Annotated in this window: 21 protein-coding genes; 20 read left to right on the top strand and 1 reads right to left on the bottom strand. The window is 29.6% G+C overall.

The features are described from left to right. Positions 1-2 precede the first annotated feature (2 nt). Positions 3-896, bottom strand: coding sequence for an AEC family transporter (locus AACT_RS10805; protein ID WP_172126824.1), 894 nt, complete (start codon positions 894-896; stop codon positions 3-5). Between the two features lie 65 nt (positions 897-961). Here AACT_RS10805 and AACT_RS10800 point away from each other — a divergent pair, with 65 nt between their 5' ends. The 20 genes from AACT_RS10800 (at position 962) to AACT_RS10705 (ending at position 17,959) form a co-directional block, all read left to right on the top strand. After that, positions 962-1,597, top strand: a complete 636-nt coding sequence (locus AACT_RS10800) for a biotin--[acetyl-CoA-carboxylase] ligase (RefSeq protein ID WP_172126822.1) — start codon at positions 962-964, stop codon at positions 1,595-1,597. Then, entirely contained in the window at positions 1,594-2,370 is a 777-nt protein-coding gene (locus AACT_RS10795; protein ID WP_172126820.1) for a ParA family protein, read from the top strand. The genes AACT_RS10800 and AACT_RS10795 overlap by 4 nt, the downstream gene beginning before the upstream one ends. Positions 2,371-2,391: 21 nt before the next feature. Then, positions 2,392-3,246 carry a ParB/RepB/Spo0J family partition protein gene (locus AACT_RS10790; RefSeq protein ID WP_172126818.1) on the top strand — a complete coding sequence of 285 codons (855 nt, stop codon included), beginning with the start codon at positions 2,392-2,394 and terminating at the stop codon, positions 3,244-3,246. A 116-nt stretch (positions 3,247-3,362) separates the two neighbouring features. After that, positions 3,363-3,785 (top strand): F0F1 ATP synthase subunit B family protein, encoded by a 423-nt coding sequence (locus AACT_RS10785; RefSeq protein ID WP_172126816.1) that lies wholly within the window; start codon positions 3,363-3,365, stop codon positions 3,783-3,785. Between the two features lie 12 nt (positions 3,786-3,797). Then, positions 3,798-4,310 carry a F0F1 ATP synthase subunit B gene (locus AACT_RS10780; RefSeq protein ID WP_172126814.1) on the top strand — a complete coding sequence of 171 codons (513 nt, stop codon included), beginning with the start codon at positions 3,798-3,800 and terminating at the stop codon, positions 4,308-4,310. A 1-nt stretch (position 4,311) separates the two neighbouring features. After that, the gene (locus AACT_RS10775; RefSeq protein WP_172126812.1) at positions 4,312-4,845 is read left to right on the top strand and encodes a F0F1 ATP synthase subunit delta; all 534 of its coding nucleotides are present in this window, start codon (positions 4,312-4,314) and stop codon (positions 4,843-4,845) included. Positions 4,846-4,866: 21 nt separating this feature from the next. Beyond that, on the top strand, positions 4,867-6,384 hold the full coding sequence (atpA, locus tag AACT_RS10770; RefSeq protein WP_172126810.1) for a F0F1 ATP synthase subunit alpha: 1,518 nt from the start codon (positions 4,867-4,869) through the stop codon (positions 6,382-6,384). 10 nt (positions 6,385-6,394) lie between these two features. Continuing rightward, the gene (gene atpG, locus AACT_RS10765; RefSeq protein ID WP_172126808.1) at positions 6,395-7,282 is read left to right on the top strand and encodes an ATP synthase F1 subunit gamma; all 888 of its coding nucleotides are present in this window, start codon (positions 6,395-6,397) and stop codon (positions 7,280-7,282) included. 18 nt (positions 7,283-7,300) lie between these two features. Further along, entirely contained in the window at positions 7,301-8,695 is a 1,395-nt protein-coding gene (atpD, locus tag AACT_RS10760) for a F0F1 ATP synthase subunit beta (protein ID WP_172126806.1), read from the top strand. 21 nt (positions 8,696-8,716) lie between these two features. Then, positions 8,717-9,094, top strand: a complete 378-nt coding sequence (gene atpC, locus AACT_RS10755) for an ATP synthase F1 subunit epsilon (protein ID WP_172126804.1) — start codon at positions 8,717-8,719, stop codon at positions 9,092-9,094. 6 nt (positions 9,095-9,100) lie between these two features. Further along, positions 9,101-9,661 (top strand): MotA/TolQ/ExbB proton channel family protein, encoded by a 561-nt coding sequence (locus tag AACT_RS10750; protein WP_172126802.1) that lies wholly within the window; start codon positions 9,101-9,103, stop codon positions 9,659-9,661. Between the two features lie 4 nt (positions 9,662-9,665). Next, positions 9,666-10,055 (top strand): biopolymer transporter ExbD, encoded by a 390-nt coding sequence (locus tag AACT_RS10745; protein WP_172126801.1) that lies wholly within the window; start codon positions 9,666-9,668, stop codon positions 10,053-10,055. Positions 10,056-10,058: 3 nt separating this feature from the next. After that, positions 10,059-10,784, top strand: a complete 726-nt coding sequence (locus AACT_RS10740) for a TonB C-terminal domain-containing protein (protein ID WP_172126800.1) — start codon at positions 10,059-10,061, stop codon at positions 10,782-10,784. A 5-nt stretch (positions 10,785-10,789) separates the two neighbouring features. Beyond that, entirely contained in the window at positions 10,790-12,061 is a 1,272-nt protein-coding gene (gene tolB, locus AACT_RS10735) for a Tol-Pal system protein TolB (RefSeq protein WP_172126799.1), read from the top strand. Between the two features lie 336 nt (positions 12,062-12,397). Further along, a complete protein-coding gene (locus tag AACT_RS10730) occupies positions 12,398-12,937 on the top strand; it encodes an OmpA family protein (protein ID WP_172126798.1) in 540 nt (179 codons plus the stop codon). A gap of 5 nt (positions 12,938-12,942) precedes the next feature. After that, positions 12,943-13,962: a tetratricopeptide repeat protein gene (locus AACT_RS10725; RefSeq protein WP_172126797.1), complete on the top strand. Its 1,020-nt coding sequence runs from the start codon at positions 12,943-12,945 to the stop codon at positions 13,960-13,962. Between the two features lie 22 nt (positions 13,963-13,984). After that, positions 13,985-14,563 carry an FKBP-type peptidyl-prolyl cis-trans isomerase gene (locus AACT_RS10720; RefSeq protein WP_172126796.1) on the top strand — a complete coding sequence of 193 codons (579 nt, stop codon included), beginning with the start codon at positions 13,985-13,987 and terminating at the stop codon, positions 14,561-14,563. A gap of 170 nt (positions 14,564-14,733) precedes the next feature. Beyond that, positions 14,734-15,663, top strand: coding sequence for an ACP S-malonyltransferase (fabD, locus tag AACT_RS10715; protein WP_172126795.1), 930 nt, complete (start codon positions 14,734-14,736; stop codon positions 15,661-15,663). Continuing rightward, positions 15,656-16,351 carry a 5'-methylthioadenosine/adenosylhomocysteine nucleosidase gene (locus AACT_RS10710; RefSeq protein ID WP_172126794.1) on the top strand — a complete coding sequence of 232 codons (696 nt, stop codon included), beginning with the start codon at positions 15,656-15,658 and terminating at the stop codon, positions 16,349-16,351. The genes fabD and AACT_RS10710 overlap by 8 nt, the downstream gene beginning before the upstream one ends. A gap of 150 nt (positions 16,352-16,501) precedes the next feature. Then, the gene (locus AACT_RS10705) at positions 16,502-17,959 is read left to right on the top strand and encodes an alanine/glycine:cation symporter family protein (protein ID WP_172126793.1); all 1,458 of its coding nucleotides are present in this window, start codon (positions 16,502-16,504) and stop codon (positions 17,957-17,959) included. Positions 17,960-18,042: the final 83 nt, after the last annotated feature.

Below are 18,042 nucleotides of genomic sequence, written 5' to 3'. Positions count from 1 at the left end.
ATTTACCCTAAATATGTGGTATACATTGTAATTGTAAATAAACTTAGTAATACTCCTAATACAAGTGAATTAATAGCCACTTTTTCATCTAATCCACCTTTTATTGCTAAAACTGTAGCCATAGTCATTGGAGGCATCGCAACTTCGATAATTGTTACTTTAACCCATGTTTGATCAATACCATAGAAAAATTTAAACCCAATAAGTACAATAATTGGAACAACAAGCATTTTTAAAATCATAGCCATTGAAACAATATGGAACTTTACAAAAATATGTTTTAATTCAAGTTTCATTCCAATTGCAATCATAGCAATAGGAACAAGTGTAGACCCAAGTGTTTGTGATGTTAAAATTAAAAAATTTGGAACTTCAAAGTTTTTTGCAATTACAGTTACAAAAAACATTAAAGTAGGCGGAAATAAGAAAATGCTTTTAAAAATTGATTTAGTATCATTTTTTCTTCCGCTTCCCCAAGTGATGATAAACATACCAATTGAAACTAAAAGTAAAAAAGAACCAAATAAATCATAAATCAAACCATAAACAATATAATCTTGTCCATAAAATGCATCTATATATGAAAAACCAATAAATGAGGTATTCCCAAAAGTTGCCATAATCATAAAAGTAGCAAGTAGCAACTTGTTTAATTTCATCATTCTACCAATAAAATATGCAAGCATTAAATTTAATAAAATAAAACAAATAAACATAAGAATTAATCCGAAAATTTTCTGATCTAGAATTAATGGATAGATTTTAGAAAATACAATAGCAGGAAGAGAAAAATATATAATAAATTCAATTAGTTGTTTTGAATTATCATGGAATACTATTTTAAATAAATATCCCAACAATAAATAAATTGCAATTGGTAAAATAGGATCTAGCATATTAACCTTTTTTACAAAGATTATATTTAATAAAATCTTCTATTTATATTATGTATAATCAAAAAATGAAAATTATAAGATTAGAACAAGTTAACTCAACACATACATATCTAAAAGAGTACATATTAAAAAATGGATTTGAAGAATCATTATGTATTTTTACAGATTATCAAACAAATGGTTTAGGAAGTAGGGGAAACTCTTGGAGTGGGAAAAAAGGCAATTTATTTTTCTCTTTTGTAATTAAAAAAGAGTTTTTACCTAGTGATTTACCATTACAAAGTGTCTCTATTTATGTATCTTTTATACTAAAAAAAATATTAAAAGACTTAGGCTCAAAGATTTGGTTAAAATGGCCAAATGATTTTTATATTGACAATAAAAAAATCGGAGGTACAATTACTACAGTATCTAAAGATTTGATATATTGTGGAATTGGATTAAATTTATTAGCTGTAGATGAGGCTTTTGGTAAATTAGATATTAAAATTGATGTAAATAATGTACTGGAAAGTTATTTTAAACTCTTAGGGGAAAAGATTTTATGGAAGCAAATATTTAGTGACTTTAGGATAGAATTTCAACATAGCAAAAAGTTCCAAACAACCATAGATGATCAAAAAGTTTCCCTCGAAAATGCGATATTAAATGAAGATGGTTCAATACAAGTAAACAATAAAAAGGTATTTAGTTTAAGATGACAGAAATTATTTCAATAGCTAATCAAAAAGGTGGAGTAGGTAAAACTACTACTGCTGTAAACTTAAGTGCAGCACTTGCATTAGAAGGAAAAAGAGTATTATTAATTGATGCTGATCCTCAAGCAAATGCTACAACTTCATTAGGATTTCATAGGGATACTTATGAATACAATATTTATCATGTAATGTTAGGGACAAAAGAATTAAGTGAAATTATCTTAGATTCTGAAATAGAAAATTTAAAAGTAGCTCCTTCAAATATTGGTCTTGTAGGAATTGAAAAAGAATTTTATAAAAATACAAAAGAAAGAGAATTAGTATTAAAAAGAAAAATTGATCCAGTAAAAAAAGATTTTGATTATATAATTATCGATTCACCTCCAGCACTTGGACCAATTACAATAAATACTTTAAGTGCATCAACATCTGTTCTTATCCCAATTCAGTGTGAGTTTTTTGCATTAGAAGGTCTTGCACAGTTATTGAACACTATAAAATTAGTAAAACAAACTATTAACCAAGGTTTACAAATTAGAGGTTTTTTACCAACAATGTACAGTTCTCAAAATAACTTGTCAAAACAAGTATTTGCAGATTTAGCACAACATTTTGAAAATAAACTATTTAAAATTGATGATGATTCATATGTGGTGATTCCAAGAAATGTTAAATTAGCAGAAAGCCCTAGTTTTGGGAAACCAATTATGTTATATGATACAAACTCAAGTGGTACAAAAGCATATACAAATTTAGCAAGAGCAATTGCAGGTTAATTTTTATCAATAGGAAAGAATATGGCATTAGGTAGAGGATTAGGAGAATTATTAGGAGAAGTTGAATCAGCATATGAGAGTTCAACTAGAAACAACAAATCAGGTGTAAATAAAATAGATGTTGCATCTATTAAAGCTAATCCAAATCAACCAAGAAAAATATTTGATGAAGAAAAATTAAATGATTTAAGTGAATCAATTAAAGAGCATGGGTTGTTACAACCTATTGTTGTTATAGAAAATGATAATAATACTTATACTTTAGTTGCAGGGGAGAGAAGATTAAGAGCTCATAAACTTGCAAAAATTGATAAAATCAAAGCTATTATAATCGATGCCGATGAATTTAAATTAAGAGAATTAGCTTTAATTGAAAATATTCAAAGAGATGATTTAAATATAATAGAATTAGCATATTGTTACGCACAGTTACTAAATGAACATAATATTACCCATGAAGAATTATCAAGAAAAGTATTTAAAAGTAGAACTTCTATAACTAACACATTAAGATTGTTACAATTAAGCTCATATGTACAACAATTTTTAGCAACGGACAAAATTAGTGCAGGTCATGCAAAAGTTATGATAGGTCTTAGTGTTGATGAACAAAAAATGGTATGTGATTCAATTATTGGACAAAAACTTTCAGTTAGGGAAACAGAAAAATTAGTTAAAGATTTAAAAGAAAAAAATAGTGATAAACCTAAGAAAAAGAAAGAATCAAACACTTATGATATTAATCCATTAAAAAATTTAATGAATAAACTTCAAGAAAACGATTTAAAAGTAAAAGTTGAAAAGAATTACTTTAAAATTGAATTTAACTCACAAGATGATATTGAGAAAATATCTTCATATTTTAATTTACAATAGTAACAAAATCTAAAAAATTACAATCTAATTTTTTCTTTTAATATAATTTTATAGTTAGTTTTGCTAAAATAATCAAGTTTTAGTTAAACTAAACTGTAAAAAATATGGAGGAATGAATGTTAGACATAAGTCCTGTATTATTGCTTAGCTCTGGTATCATCTTTCTTTTGGTTGTTGCTAGACTAAACAGTTGTCTTTTCAAGCCTTTACTAAAGCACATGGATGATAGAACAGCTTCTATAAAAAGAGATTTAGAAGATGCGAAATCAAACGGTGCTGATGTAGATGGTTTGTTAGCGGAAGCAAATGATATCATTTCAAAAGCTAAAAAGGAAGCAGCTGCAATTAGAGAACAAGCTTATAAGGAAGCAAAGGATAGTGCTGATGCAAAACTTGCAAGTGCTAAATCTGATTTAGAAGCAAAGTCTGCGGAATTTGCAAAGAACTTACAAGACGAGACTAAAGCTCTAAGAGATTCTTTAGTATCTTCTATGCCTCAATTTAATGAGAGCCTAAAAGCTAAGCTTAGCTCAATTTAAGGGGAATAGAAAATGAAAAGAATATTATTACTCGGATTGGCTTTAGCTCCTGTTGCATTACTTGCAAACGAAGGTGCGGTAGAAACTGATATAGTACAAAGAACCGTTAACTTTATAATATTTGCTGGAATTTTATGGTATTTACTTGCTGATAAAATTAAAGCATTTTTTGCTGATAGAACTTTATCTATTCAAGGTGAGCTTGATAAAGTACAAGATACTTTAAAAGCTTCTAAAGATAAAGTTTCAGATGCACAGAAAAAATTAGAAGAAGCAAAAAAAATTGCTGCTGATATAATTGAAGGTGCAAAAGCTGATATAGATTCAGTTAAACAAAAAGTTGCAACTGCTGTTGATTCAGATATTACTCATTTAAATAAAAGTTTAGATGAAATGATGAAAGTTGAAACATCAAAGGCTAAGAGAGAAGTTGTTGCTAAAGTTCTTGAAGAGCTATTAAGTTCAGAAAATATTAAATTAACTCAAGATGAGTTAGCAAATATTGTTCTTAAAAAGGTAGCATAACATGAATGATTTAGTTGCAAAAAGATACGTAAAAGCGTTAGTTGATGGTAGAAATAGTGAAACTATAGTTGCTATTAGCGGTAAGCTAAATGTTATTTCTTCAGCATTTGCTGATGAAAAATTCAATTCGATAGTGTCTTCTCCTGAGATTGCTGTTTCTTCAAAAGTAGATTTAATTATCTCTTTATGTGATGCAGCAAAAGATGAAACTTTAAATAATTTCATCAAAATACTTGGTGAAAAAAGAAGACTAGGATTATTACCATTTATTGCAAAAGAGTTAGATTCTCAAATTGCAAAAATGAATAATAGTTATGTTGGAGTTGTTTATACTAATCAAGAGTTATCTAATGATTATGTATCTTCAATAGAAAAACAATTTAGTAAAAAATTTGATGTTAAATTATCATTATCACAAAATGTTTGTGATTACGATGGTATTAAAGTAGATATTGATGGACTAGGGGTTGAAATTTCTTTCTCAAAAGAGAGATTAAAATCACAGTTAATAGATCATATTTTAAAAGCAGTTTAGAACTTACAAAGGAGAAATTGAATGGGTGCAAAAATTCAAGCTGATGAAATCAGTTCTATTATAAAAGAAAGAATTGATAACTTTGAATTAAATGTAGATGTAAATGAAACAGGTAAAATTATCTCTTATGCAGATGGTATTGCTCAAGTTTACGGTCTAAAAAATGTTATGGCTGGGGAAATTGTTGAGTTTGAAAATGGTGAGAGAGGTCTTGCTTCTAACTTAGAAGAATCTTCAGTTGGTGTTGTTATACTTGGAAAAGGTACAGGTCTTAGAGAAGGTACTTCTTGTAGAAGACTTGGAGAACTTTTATCTACTCCTGTTGGTGATGGAATGGTTGGAAGAGTAGTAAATGCTCTTGGTGAACCAATTGATGGTAAAGGTGAAATTGCTTCAACTGAGTCAAGATTAGTTGAAGAAAAAGCTCCTGGGATTATGGCTAGAAAATCAGTTCATGAACCTTTACAAACTGGTATTAAAGCAATTGATGCACTTGTTCCAATCGGAAGAGGACAAAGAGAGCTTATTATTGGTGATAGACAAACTGGTAAAACTACAGTTGCAATCGATACAATTCTTAACCAAAAAGGTGAGAATGTAATTTGTATTTATGTAGCTATTGGTCAAAAATCATCTTCTGTTGCTTCTGTTGTTAGAACATTAGAAGAATCAGGTGCAATGGAATATACAATTGTTGTTAACGCTTCAGCTGCTGATTCTGCTGCATTACAATTTTTAGCACCATATACAGGTGTTACTATTGGTGAATTCTTTAGAGATAATGGTAAACATGCACTTATTATTTATGATGATTTATCTAAACATGCTGTTGCATATAGAGAAATGTCATTAATTTTAAGAAGACCTCCAGGTCGAGAAGCATATCCAGGAGATGTATTCTATCTACATTCAAGATTATTAGAAAGAGCTGCTAAGATGTCTGATGAAAGAGGTGCTGGGTCTATGACTGCATTACCAATCATCGAAACTCAAGCTGGAGACGTTGCTGCGTATATTCCAACAAACGTTATTTCTATTACTGATGGTCAAATTTTCTTAGAAACTAACTTATTTAACTCAGGTATTAGACCTGCAATTAATGTTGGTTTATCAGTTTCAAGAGTTGGTGGAGCTGCACAAATTAAAGCTACTAAACAAGTTGCTGGTACTTTAAAATTATCACTTGCACAATATAGAGAACTTGAAGCATTTGCACAATTCGCATCTGACTTAGATGAAGCAACTAGAAGAGAATTAGAGCTTGGTCAAAGAATGGTTGAAGTATTAAAACAAGGTGTAAATAAACCACTTGTTATTGAAAAACAAGTTGTTATTATTTATGCTGGTACAAAAGGTTACTTAAATGATGTTGCTGTTAGTGATGTTGTAAGATTTGAAGCTGAATTACATGCGTTCTTTGAACAAAAGTATTCTAATATTTTAGAAGCTATTAAATCTAAACAAAAAATTGATGATGATACAGAAGCGCAATTAAAAGCTGCATTAGAAGAGTTCAAAACTGTATTTAGTGCAAACTAAGGATTAGTCAATGGCTAACTTAAAAGAAATAAAAGTAAAAATAGGTAGTGTTAAAAATACTCAGAAAACAACTAAAGCTATGAAGCTTGTTTCTTCTGCAAAGCTTACTCGAACAAGACAATTGTCTGAGCAAGCTAGAAGTTATTCAAGAAAAATAAATGACGTTCTTTCTGATATTGCTGCTAGAGTTAGCAAAGTTCAAGACGAAGGAAATATTAGTAGAGCATTTGTACAAAATGACACTCCAAAAACAGTTGATATTGTTTTTGTAACTGCTGATAAAGGACTTTGCGGTGGTTTTAATATGGCAACTATTAAAGCAGTTAGTAAATTAATTGCACAATATGAAGCTAAAGGTACAAAAGTTAGATTAAGAGCCGCTGGAAGAAAGGGAGTTGATTTCTTCTCTTTCCAAGGTATGACTTTAGAACAAAAAGTTTCTGATTTATCTTCTGCTCCTGATTATGATAGAGCAGCTGATTTTATTAATGATGTTGTAGAAGACTTTAAAAACGAAGTTACTGATAAGGTAGTTTTAGTTTATAATGGATTCTTAAATATGCTAGCTCAAGAAATTAGAGTTAGAGAATTATTACCAATCAGTTTAGAAAAAGTTGAAATTAGTGATACTGCTTCTATGCTAAATATTGAACCTGAAGATGATGAAGACGAAGTGTTAAATGAATTAACAGAAAAATATATTGATTTCAATATGTATTATGCTTTAATTGACTCTTTAGCTGCTGAGCATTCTGCAAGAATGCAAGCAATGGAAGCTGCAACTAAAAATGCAAAAGAGAAAGTTAATAGTTTAACAGTAGAATATAACAAAGCTAGACAAGCTGCAATTACAACAGAGCTGATAGAAATTATCAGTGGTGTTGAAGCATTAAAATAATTTAAAGGAGCTGCCCGCATGAAAGGTAAAATTCTTCAGGTAATGGGTCCGGTTGTTGACGTAGAGTTCGACGGATACTTACCAGAAATTAACGAAGCTATTGATGTAGTATTAGCTAATGCTAATGCTGATAGATTAGTATTAGAAGTTGCTGCGCATATTGGTGATAGTAGAGTTAGAACTATTGCTATGGATATGACAGAAGGTTTAACTAGAGGTCAAGAGTGTATTGCTACAGGTGGACCTATTAAAGTTCCAGTTGGTGAAGCTGTACTTGGAAGAATCTTCAATGTAATTGGTGATCCAGTTGATGAAGGTGAAGCAATTCCTGCAGATACTGAAAGATGGTCTATTCATAGATCTGCTCCTTCTTTTGAAGAGCAATCAACAAAAACAGAAATGTTTGAAACAGGTATCAAAGTTGTTGACCTTTTAGCACCATATTCAAAAGGTGGAAAAGTTGGACTATTTGGTGGTGCTGGTGTTGGTAAAACAGTTATTATCATGGAATTAATCCATAACGTTGCATTTAAACACTCAGGATACTCAGTATTCGCAGGTGTTGGAGAAAGAACAAGAGAAGGGAATGACCTTTACCATGAGATGAAAGACTCAAACGTTCTTGACAAAGTTGCACTGTGCTATGGTCAAATGAGTGAGCCTCCAGGAGCTAGAAATAGAATTGCATTAACAGGTTTAACAATGGCTGAATACTTTAGAGATGAAAAAGGTCTTGACGTATTAATGTTCGTTGATAATATTTTTAGATTTGCACAATCAGGTTCTGAAATGTCAGCTTTATTAGGAAGAATTCCTTCAGCTGTTGGATACCAACCTACACTTGCATCAGAAATGGGAAAATTACAAGAAAGAATTACTTCTACTTCTAAAGGTTCTATTACTTCTGTTCAAGCAGTTTACGTACCAGCGGATGACTTAACAGATCCAGCACCAGCTTCTGTTTTTGCTCACTTAGATGCAACTACAGTTCTTAATAGAAAAATTGCTGAAAAAGGTATCTACCCAGCAGTTGATCCACTAGATTCATCTTCAAGAATCTTAAGTGCAGATATTTTAGGTCAAGAGCATTACGATGTAGCTAGAGGCGTTCAGTCTGTATTACAAAAGTATAAAGATTTACAAGATATTATTGCTATTCTTGGTATGGATGAGTTATCAGAATCTGATAAGCTTGTTGTTTCAAGAGCAAGAAAAATCGAAAGATTTTTATCTCAACCATTCTTCGTTGCTGAAGTGTTTACAGGAAGCCCAGGTAAATATGTTGAATTAAAAGATACTATTGCAGGATTCCAAGGAATTTTAGCTGGTAAATATGACAACATCCCTGAAATGGCATTCTATATGGTTGGTGGAATCGACGAGGTTCTTGCTAAAGCCGAGAAAATGAAATAACAAAAAACCATAAGGCATAACATGGATACAATTAGATTATCAATAGTTACACCTAATGGAGAAATATTTAATGATGACGTAAAAACTGTAACTCTTCCTGGAAAAGAGGGAGAGTTCGGTGTTCTACCAGGACACTCATCATTAGTTTCTTCATTAACGGTTGGTGTAATTGTTATTGAAAAAGCAAATTCTACTGAAGCAGTTGCTATTAACTGGGGACATGCAAAAGTAGATGAAAAATCGGTTGATGTATTAGCAGATGGAGCTATTGCATTAACAGCTGGAAAAGACTCTGAACTTGCTAAAAACATTGAAGCTGCTAGAGAATTAGTTAAATCTGTAAAAGATTCTAATATTTCAGTTGCTGCTGTTGAAGCAAAAATTAACTCATTTGCATAAAAGCTCATGATAACTACATTACTAAATTATTTGGCAAATAGTAGTGCTATAACTTATATAGTTTTAGCACTATTGTCAACGTACCTAATCATTACATTTTGGATTTTCTTTTATCGAAATGCTGCTCTTACTAAACTTATTAGTAACGAAAAAAAAGCATTAGAATCATTAACTTCAAGAGAAGCTAGGTTTTCCCCACTGTCGGCACTAAATAAGTGCTCTAATAATTCAAATTCTAAAGAATTACTATATGCATGCGAAATTAATTTAATTAAAGATGCAAGCCAAGGTATTTCATGGTTAGCAATAATATCTTCAACATCACCTTTTATTGGTCTTTTTGGAACGGTTGTTGGTATATTAGAATCATTTGCAAAATTTGCAAGTCAATCAAAAGTTGCTTTTTCTGTAATTGCTCCTGCAATTTCCGAAGCATTAGTTGCAACAGCTGCTGGTATTTTAGTAGCAATATTTGCGTATACATTCCATCAAATTATTTCAAGAAAAATATATGAATTAAATATTTATCTTAAGGCAGAATCGCAAATTTTAATTGCTAAAGGCTAATATAGTGTACGATTTTAATGATAAACCAGAATTAAATATTACACCTTTAGTTGATATTATGTTAGTTTTATTAGCTATATTAATGGTTACAGCTCCAGTAATTGAGTTTGAAGAACCTATTCAACTTCCTGTTGGAAGTAAATCTAAACAAGTACAAGATTTTCAAAAAATAGATATTATAATTACAAAAGATAGAATTGTCACATTAAATAAAAATAAAGTAGAAATAACTAATTTCCCAGATAGCTTTTTATTGTTTTCAACTGGTAAAGATCAAGCTACTCCAATATATATTAGAGCAGATAAAGATCTAAAATATGATGATATTATTTTTGTTTTAAAATCAGTTAAAGAAGCAGGTTTTCTTAAAGTATCATTAGTAACAGATGGATAGTAAATGCAAAATAGATCTTCATTTATAATTTCAGGTATAATAGCGATTTCATTTTATGTTATGTTATGTCTTGGAATCCTTTTTTATATTATGAGCCCTGAGCCAAAGATGATTAGTATCGCTCCAACTTCAACAACAATTGAACTTGATATGATTGTTGAAAAAAGTGATAAGAAAATGATTCAGAAAAAAGCAGAGAAAAAAATTGAAAAAGAAGAAGTACAAGAAAAAACTGCTTCAGTTTCAAATGAAAAAAGACCTGATTTAAAATCTTTATTTGCAAATGTTAAAGAAACAGCAAAAGAAGTTGCAAAAGAAGAAGTTAATAATGTTGAAAAATCAGCAGATCCTAAAAGATTTAAATCTAAATTTGAAAAAGAAAAAAAATCTTCAAATATTAAGATTGATAAACTGTTAGATGATGAAAAAACTACAACTAATGCAAAAAGTACCAATGCAAATAAAGGCGTTGAGAATGATGAATATTTTTCAAAAGTTAGTGATTTATTATCAGTTTGGGTACCAGTTGGTTCTGGACTAAAGGCTGTTGTTTTAATTATGATTGATTTAAATGGTAAGTTTGATTATCGTTTTGTAAATAAATCAGGTGATGAAGCATTTGACACGTCTTTACAGGCATTTTTGGATGAACAAAGGAATATTCCTTATCCAATACCTACAAAAGATAAAGCAATCAGAATTAATGTTGATTTCAAATCGGAAGGATAAAAATTATGTTTAAAATATTTTTGTTAATATCAATGATATTAAGTACAGTTTTTGCAGAAGTTGATGCAAATTTAGAAATTGTTAAAAAAGCAAATTCAATACCAAAAATTTTAGTTTCTGTTTCTAGTAATGCAACAGAAATTGAAACTTTAGGAAAAATTAGAAAAAGTTTAATTGATGATTTAGGAGTAACAGGGCACTTTGAAATTGCTACTGTTACAAGTAGAGCAGCATATGAAGATTTACCGGATATTATTGGTTTATCTAATCAAGGTGTTAGCTTATTTTTAAATTTATCAGCTAGAAAAGAAGCATCTGGTGAGTATACATTAATGACTAAATTATATGACATTAATGCAAGAGCTTTGATTTTAGAAAAAAACTTTACTACATCACAAGAAGATAGATATGTTTTCTTAGCACATAAAGCTGCAATATCAATTAATACATTTTTCAAAGCACCTAGTGTAGATTGGATGGATAAATTTGTTGTTTTCTCTGTATATAAAGGTCCTGGTAAAGCAGATATCTTAATTGGTGATTATACTTTAACTTATAAGAAGACAGTTGTTACAGGTGGTTTAAATATTTTCCCTAAATGGGCAGATAAAGATCAAAAAACTATTTACTATACATCATACAATTATAAAAATCCTACTTTGGTTAAACTAAACATTTATACTAGAAGTAAAGATGTTATTATGGAGTCTGATGGAATGATAGCTTGTTCTGATGTAAATGATGATGGAAGTAAATTATTGGTTACAGCATCACCAAACAATCAACCAGATGTATTTTTAGTTGATGCAAGAACAAAAGCAAAAAAACAAATAACTAAATTTAGTGGAATTGATGTTGGTGCACAATTTATCGAAGATGATTCAAGAATAGTATTTGTTTCAGATAGACTTGGAAATCCAAATATTTTTGCTCAAGGTATAAATTCTACTGCTGTTGAAAGATTAGTTTACCATAGTAATAATAACTCGTCTGCTACTGCATACAAAAATTCAATTGTATATAGTAGTAAAGATTCAAGTAATGAATTAGCTGATAAAAGTTTTAATCTTTATTTAATATCTACTAAAACAGATAATTTAACAAGATTAACATCAAGTGGGATTAACCAATTCCCTAAATTCTCTAATGATGGACAAACATTATTGTTTATTAAATCATTAAGCGGAGTTAGTTCTGTTGGTATAATTAGACTTGAATATAGTAAATCATTCCTTTTCCCATTAAGTGGTGGAAGAATTCAATCTATTGATTGGTAAAAACATGCTAAATCAAATGTATTTTTATACATTTGGTTTAGATTTTTTATTTTTTTCATAAATTTCTTTTCTAAATCTTTTTTATAGAAATTATCTCATTATACTATTTTAATGATATCCCATTATATGGGCTTTAAAACTTCTTTTGTAACCAAAAATACATTTTTATATTTTATTCTTAAACTTTAAGTTTATTTGATTTATACTTTCATTACTGAATGAAAATTAATATTTATTTAGATATTATAAGTAAATGTGTTGAAATATGAAAACGTAAACTATAATTAAGGTTCAGTTCAGTATTATTCCACAAATTTTACTTCAAGGAAAAAAATTATGAAAAAATTAGGTCTTTACTCTGTTTTAGTTGCAGCTTTATTATTTGCTACAGGTTGTAGTGAGAAAAATGCTGATATGAATGTTGAAAATGTTGCGCAACCAGAAGTAGCTAATACTATTCCTGACACAAATATTGCTGATGGAAGCTTCTCTGCTTTAGAAAAAACTGCTGATGGTCAATATTTTATGATTAACGGTCAAAAAGTATTTATTGCTAACATCTATTTTGGTTTTGATAAATATGACTTAGCTGGTGAAAACAAAGAAAATGCAATGTCAAATGCTTCTAAATTAGCTGCATTAAAATCTGATACTACTGTTAAAGTTTCTGGTAATACAGACGAATGGGGAACTGATGAGTATAACTACGCATTAGGATTAAAAAGAGCTAACTCTGTTAAAGATGTATTAGTTGCTAATGGTGTTGTTGCAAACGTTTCTTTAGTTTCATTAGGTGAAAGTTCTCCAGTATGTACTGAAAAAACTAAAGATTGTTGGGCAAAAAACAGAAGAGTTGAACACGATTTAAGTAAATAATTTAAATGAATAAGTATCTTCTATCTCTATTAGTAGTATCTTCAATAGCCGGAGCCCAAGAGGTTTCGGTATTTGATGCAGGAAATTTAAATGCAAATAGTCCTTATGGATTAAATTCTTCGGAAAAGCATATTTTAAAGAACCAAACAAATATTAATTCTTTATCTTCAAAAGTTGGGGATATGAATTCATTGATTGAAGCTATTAATAGAAGATTAGAAGGCTTAGAATCTACATATGAAGGTGATTCTGCAAAGTTAAATTCAACAGTGTTGAAGATTAACGAATTATCACAGAAAATAGGCCAATCTTCAGATTTAGCTTCTAACGGCGATGCCGCTGAAATAAAAAATGTATCTCAACAACTTCTAAATATGAAAAGCGACTCTGAAAAAGAGATGAAAGAAAGTATTAATACTTTAAAAGCTGCACTTGCTAAAATTTCAACTCTAGTAAATAAAATAAATTCAGATTATGTTTCTTCTTCAGAATTAGAAAAAAATATGCAACAATTTATTACAAGAGAGGAATTTGAGGCTTTAAAAAAGACTCTAGGAGTAAAAACCACTCAAGTAACTCCAACAAAAACTAACCAAGCAAAATCATCAGCAGTGGAAACGAAAGTATCAGCTGATGAAGTAATAAAAGAAAATCTAACTGCAGAAGATAAAGTAAAACTTTTAAATGATGCAAAAAGTGATTTTGATGCTAAAAATTATAATAGTGCGATTCCTAAATATGAAAAACTTGTAGAAGTAAATTATAAACCAGCTGAGAGTAATTTTTACCTAGGTGAAATGTGGTATATAAGAAAAAAATATGATCTTGCAATAAGTCATTTTAAAAAATCTGCTGTACTTTATGATAAAGCAGCTTATATGCCTACATTATTATTGCATAGTGCTATTTCATTTGAAAATACTAAAGATAAAGAAAATGCTAAGAATTTTTATAGTACATTAATAGATCTTTATCCAAGTTCAAGTGAAGCTGGGATAGCGAAAAAAAATTTAACTAAATTATAATAATAATTAATAAGGAAAATATATGTCAAAAGTAATTGGTATTGAATATACATTAAAAGATGCAAAAACTGGTGAACAATTAGATACAAACGTTGGTCAAGCACCATTAGAATTTATTTCAGGAAAAGGTCAAATTATTCCAGGGCTTGAGTCTAAATTAGTTGAAATGGCTGCAAATGAAGAAGCAGATGTTCTAGTAGAGCCTGCACTTGCTTATGGTGAATATAATGATGAAGCAGTTCAAGTTTTACCAAAAGAGCAATTTGCTGGTATTGAATTAACTGAAGGGATGTCTTTATATGGAACTGGTGAACAAGGTGAAACTGTACAAGTTGTAGTTAAATCTTTCTCTGATTCTGATGTAACAATTGATTACAATCACCCAATGGCTGGAAGAACTTTAATGTTCTCAGTTTCTGTATTATCTTTAAGAGATGCAACTGAAGAAGAAGTTCAAACAGGTGTTGTTGGTGGAATGGCTGCTATGGGTGGTGGTTGTTGTGGTGGTGGCGGTGGTCACGATCATGGACATGACCATGGTGGAGGTTCTTGTGGATCTGAACAACCTAAACAATCACATGGTGGTTGTGGTTGTCATTAGTTCGCAGTATGCGAAACACTTTGGATTAAATCTCAGATTTAATTATGACAAAAATATCAAAAAAAGCCCAAGAGCACGAAGCTCTTGGGCTTTTTTATTTTAAAGACTAAATTAAAAGTGTATAATTGCTTTTTTAATTTAATATAAAATTTACAATAAGGTTAAAACATATGAAAAAAATTGCTTTTATTTTTCCAGGTCAAGGAAGTCAAACAATTGGAATGGGAAAAGATTTCTTTGAAAATAGTGAAATTGCAAAGGAAATGATTTCTAATGCAAGCGCTAGATTAAATGTTGATTTTGAAAAACTATTATTTGAAGAAAATGAAAATTTAGGAAAAACTGAATTTACTCAACCTGCAATTTTACTTGTAAGTTCAATTGCTAATGCTATTTTCAAAGAAAAATGTAATATTGTTCCAGAATTTGTTTTAGGACATTCATTAGGTGAGTTTTCAGCTTTAGTTGCAGCTGGCGCAATTAATTATTTAGATGCTATTGAATTAGTTCATAGAAGAGGTTTATTTATGACTGAAGCTTGTTTAGGTGGAGGGGCTGGAATGATGGCATTAGTTGGAATTGATGATGATGCTGTTGAAAAAATTTGTGAAGAGCAAAGAGATGCTGGAAAACAAGTTTGGCCAGCGAACTATAATATGGATGGTCAATTAGTTCTTGCTGGTATTAAAGCTGATTTAGAGTCTTTAGTTGAAGTATTCAAAGAAGCAGGTGCAAAAAGAGCTATTGTTTTAGATATGTCAGTTGCTTCTCATTGTGAATTATTAACATCTGCTGTTGAAAATTTAAAACCTTATTTAGAAGAGTATTTAAAAGATGAATTTATGCCTATTATTTCAAATGTTAGTACTGAAGCATATACTACAAAAGATGAAGCTATTGAGTTATTATCTGCTCAACTTACAAGTCCAGTTAAATATAAACAATCAATTATGGCACATGAATCAAAAATTGATTTATTTATAGAGTTTGGAAATGGAATAGTTTTAAAAGGTCTAAATAGAAAAATTACAAAAGTTCCTACACTAAATGTTTCTGATATGAAATCTTTAGAGAGTGTTATTGGTGAATTAAATGACTAAATTAGCAATAATGGGGGCAATGGAAGAAGAAATTGAACCTCTTTTAGCATATTTTGATAAAGTAAATGTTGTTGAATATGCAAATAATAAATATTATGAAGTAAATTATAATGGTTTAGATATTGTAATAGCTTATTCAAAAATAGGAAAAGTTTTTGCTTCTTTAACTGCTTCAACAATGATTGAAAAATTTGGATGTGATACTTTATTATTTTCAGGTGTTGCAGGTGGAATTAATCCTAAGCTAAAAATTGGTGATTTAATTATTGCTGATAAATTATGCCAACATGATTTAGATATTACAGCTTTTGGTCATCCTCACGGATATGTTCCTGGTGGAAAAGTATTTGTTGAAACTTCAAAAGAATTAAGAGATGTAGCTATAAAAGTTGCAAAAGAAAATGATTTAAAAGTTATCGAAGGAATAATTGCTACAGGTGATCAATTTGTTCATTCAACACAAAGAAAAGAATTTATTGAAAATACTTTTAATGCAGATGCTTTAGAAATGGAAGGCGCTAGTGTTGCTGTTGTTTGTGATGCTTTAAATGTACCATTTTTTATTTTAAGAGCTATTTCTGATACTGCTGATATGGATGCAGGATTTGATTTTGATGAATTTTTAAAATCAAGTGCAAAAAATTCTGCTGATTATTTAATCAAAATATTAAAAGAATTAAAAAAATAAACTCTTCTTACTCTTTATAAATAAAACTGAAACTATTTTGTTTTCAGTTTTATTTACTTTCTAATATAAACTATATTTTTTATTACTAAAAGACACTTTTAACACTCTCCTACATGATAAAGTTTTCTTATATATAAACAAGGAGAATAAATGTTCGCAGAAATCAATACTTTTCTGAATGATCTTATATGGGGTAATATATTAATATATTTACTACCTGCATTAGGGATTTTTTTTACAATCAGTTCTAGATTTGTTCAATTTAGATACTTTTTTAAGATGTTCAATATCTTAAGAGATACAGTGCATGATAAAGATGGTCATATTAGTTCATTTCAAGCATTAATGCTAAGTGTTGCTGGTCGAGTTGGTGGTGGTAATATTGCAGGTGTCGCGGTTGCAATTACACTTGGTGGAGCTGGTGCTGTATTTTGGATGTGGGTTATTGCACTTGTTGGTATGGCAACTAGTTTTTTTGAGTGTTCTTTAGCACAACTATATAAAGAAAAAGATGGTAATGATTCATGCGTTTATAGAGGTGGTCCAGCTTATTATGCTACAAAAGGATTAGGTCAAAGATGGTTAGGTGTAATTATTTCTATTTTATTAATTATTACATTTGGTTTTGCTTTTAATGCAACTCAATCTTTTATTATTTCAACTTCATTTGAAGCTTCATTTAATCTTCCAACATGGATTGGTGGTTTAATAGTTACTGCTGTTTTTGGGGTTACTATTTTTGGTGGAGTAAAAAGAATTGCTAGAATGTCTGAAGTTATTGTACCTATCATGGCTTTAGGATATTTACTAATTGCACTTGTTGTTATTGTTTTAAATATTAATGAAATTCCAAGTTTAATAGGAATGATTGTTAATGAAGCGTTTAACCCAAGTTCAGCTATTGGTGGTGGTATTGGAGCTGTTATTTTACAAGGTGCAAAAAGAGGTATGTTTTCAAATGAAGCAGGACTTGGATCTGCTCCAAACGTAGCTGCAGTTGCTTATGTAGGGCATCCTGTTCAACAAGGTATTGTTCAATCATTCTCTGTATTTATTGATACAATTATTTTATGTTCATGTACGGCATTTATAATTCTTTTATCAGGTGTTTATACTCCAGGGGCTAATGGTGCTGATGGTATTTTATTAACTCAAAATGCATTAATTGAGCATATTGGTCCAATGGGTGGTTATTTTATTACTATTGCATTATTTTTATTTGGTTTTTCTTCAATGATTTATAACTATTATTTAGCTGAAAATAGTTTAAATTTCTTTTCTAAAGGTAATGTATTTGTTTTCAATATTTTTAGAATAGTTTGTATTTTACTTGTTGTTTGGGGTTCATTTCAAGATTTAGGTTCTATTTTCGCATTTGCTGATTTAAGTATGGGATTATTAGCAGTTATTAATATGATTGTAATTGCTTTATTATACAAACCAGTTTTACAATTAATTAAAGGTTATGAAAGACAAATCAAAGAAGGGAAAACTCCTGTTCTTAGATATAACGATTACGTAGAGTTTAATTTTGAAAAAGAAACTTGGAAAGAAATCGTTGATAATATTAACGACAAAAAAAATAAAAATAAAGGAATGAAAGCTTAGCTTTTATTTCTTTGAAGAAGAATTTTAAATTCTTCTTCTTTAAATTTCTTGTTAGAAACACTTACTTTTAAGTAATATTTAGA

Origin of the sequence: Arcobacter acticola, from assembly GCF_013177675.1 — a bacterium.
Lineage (GTDB): Bacteria > Campylobacterota > Campylobacteria > Campylobacterales > Arcobacteraceae > Aliarcobacter > Aliarcobacter acticola.
Note: the sequence above shows the minus strand (reverse complement) of the source record. Positions and strands in the feature narration are given on the sequence as shown.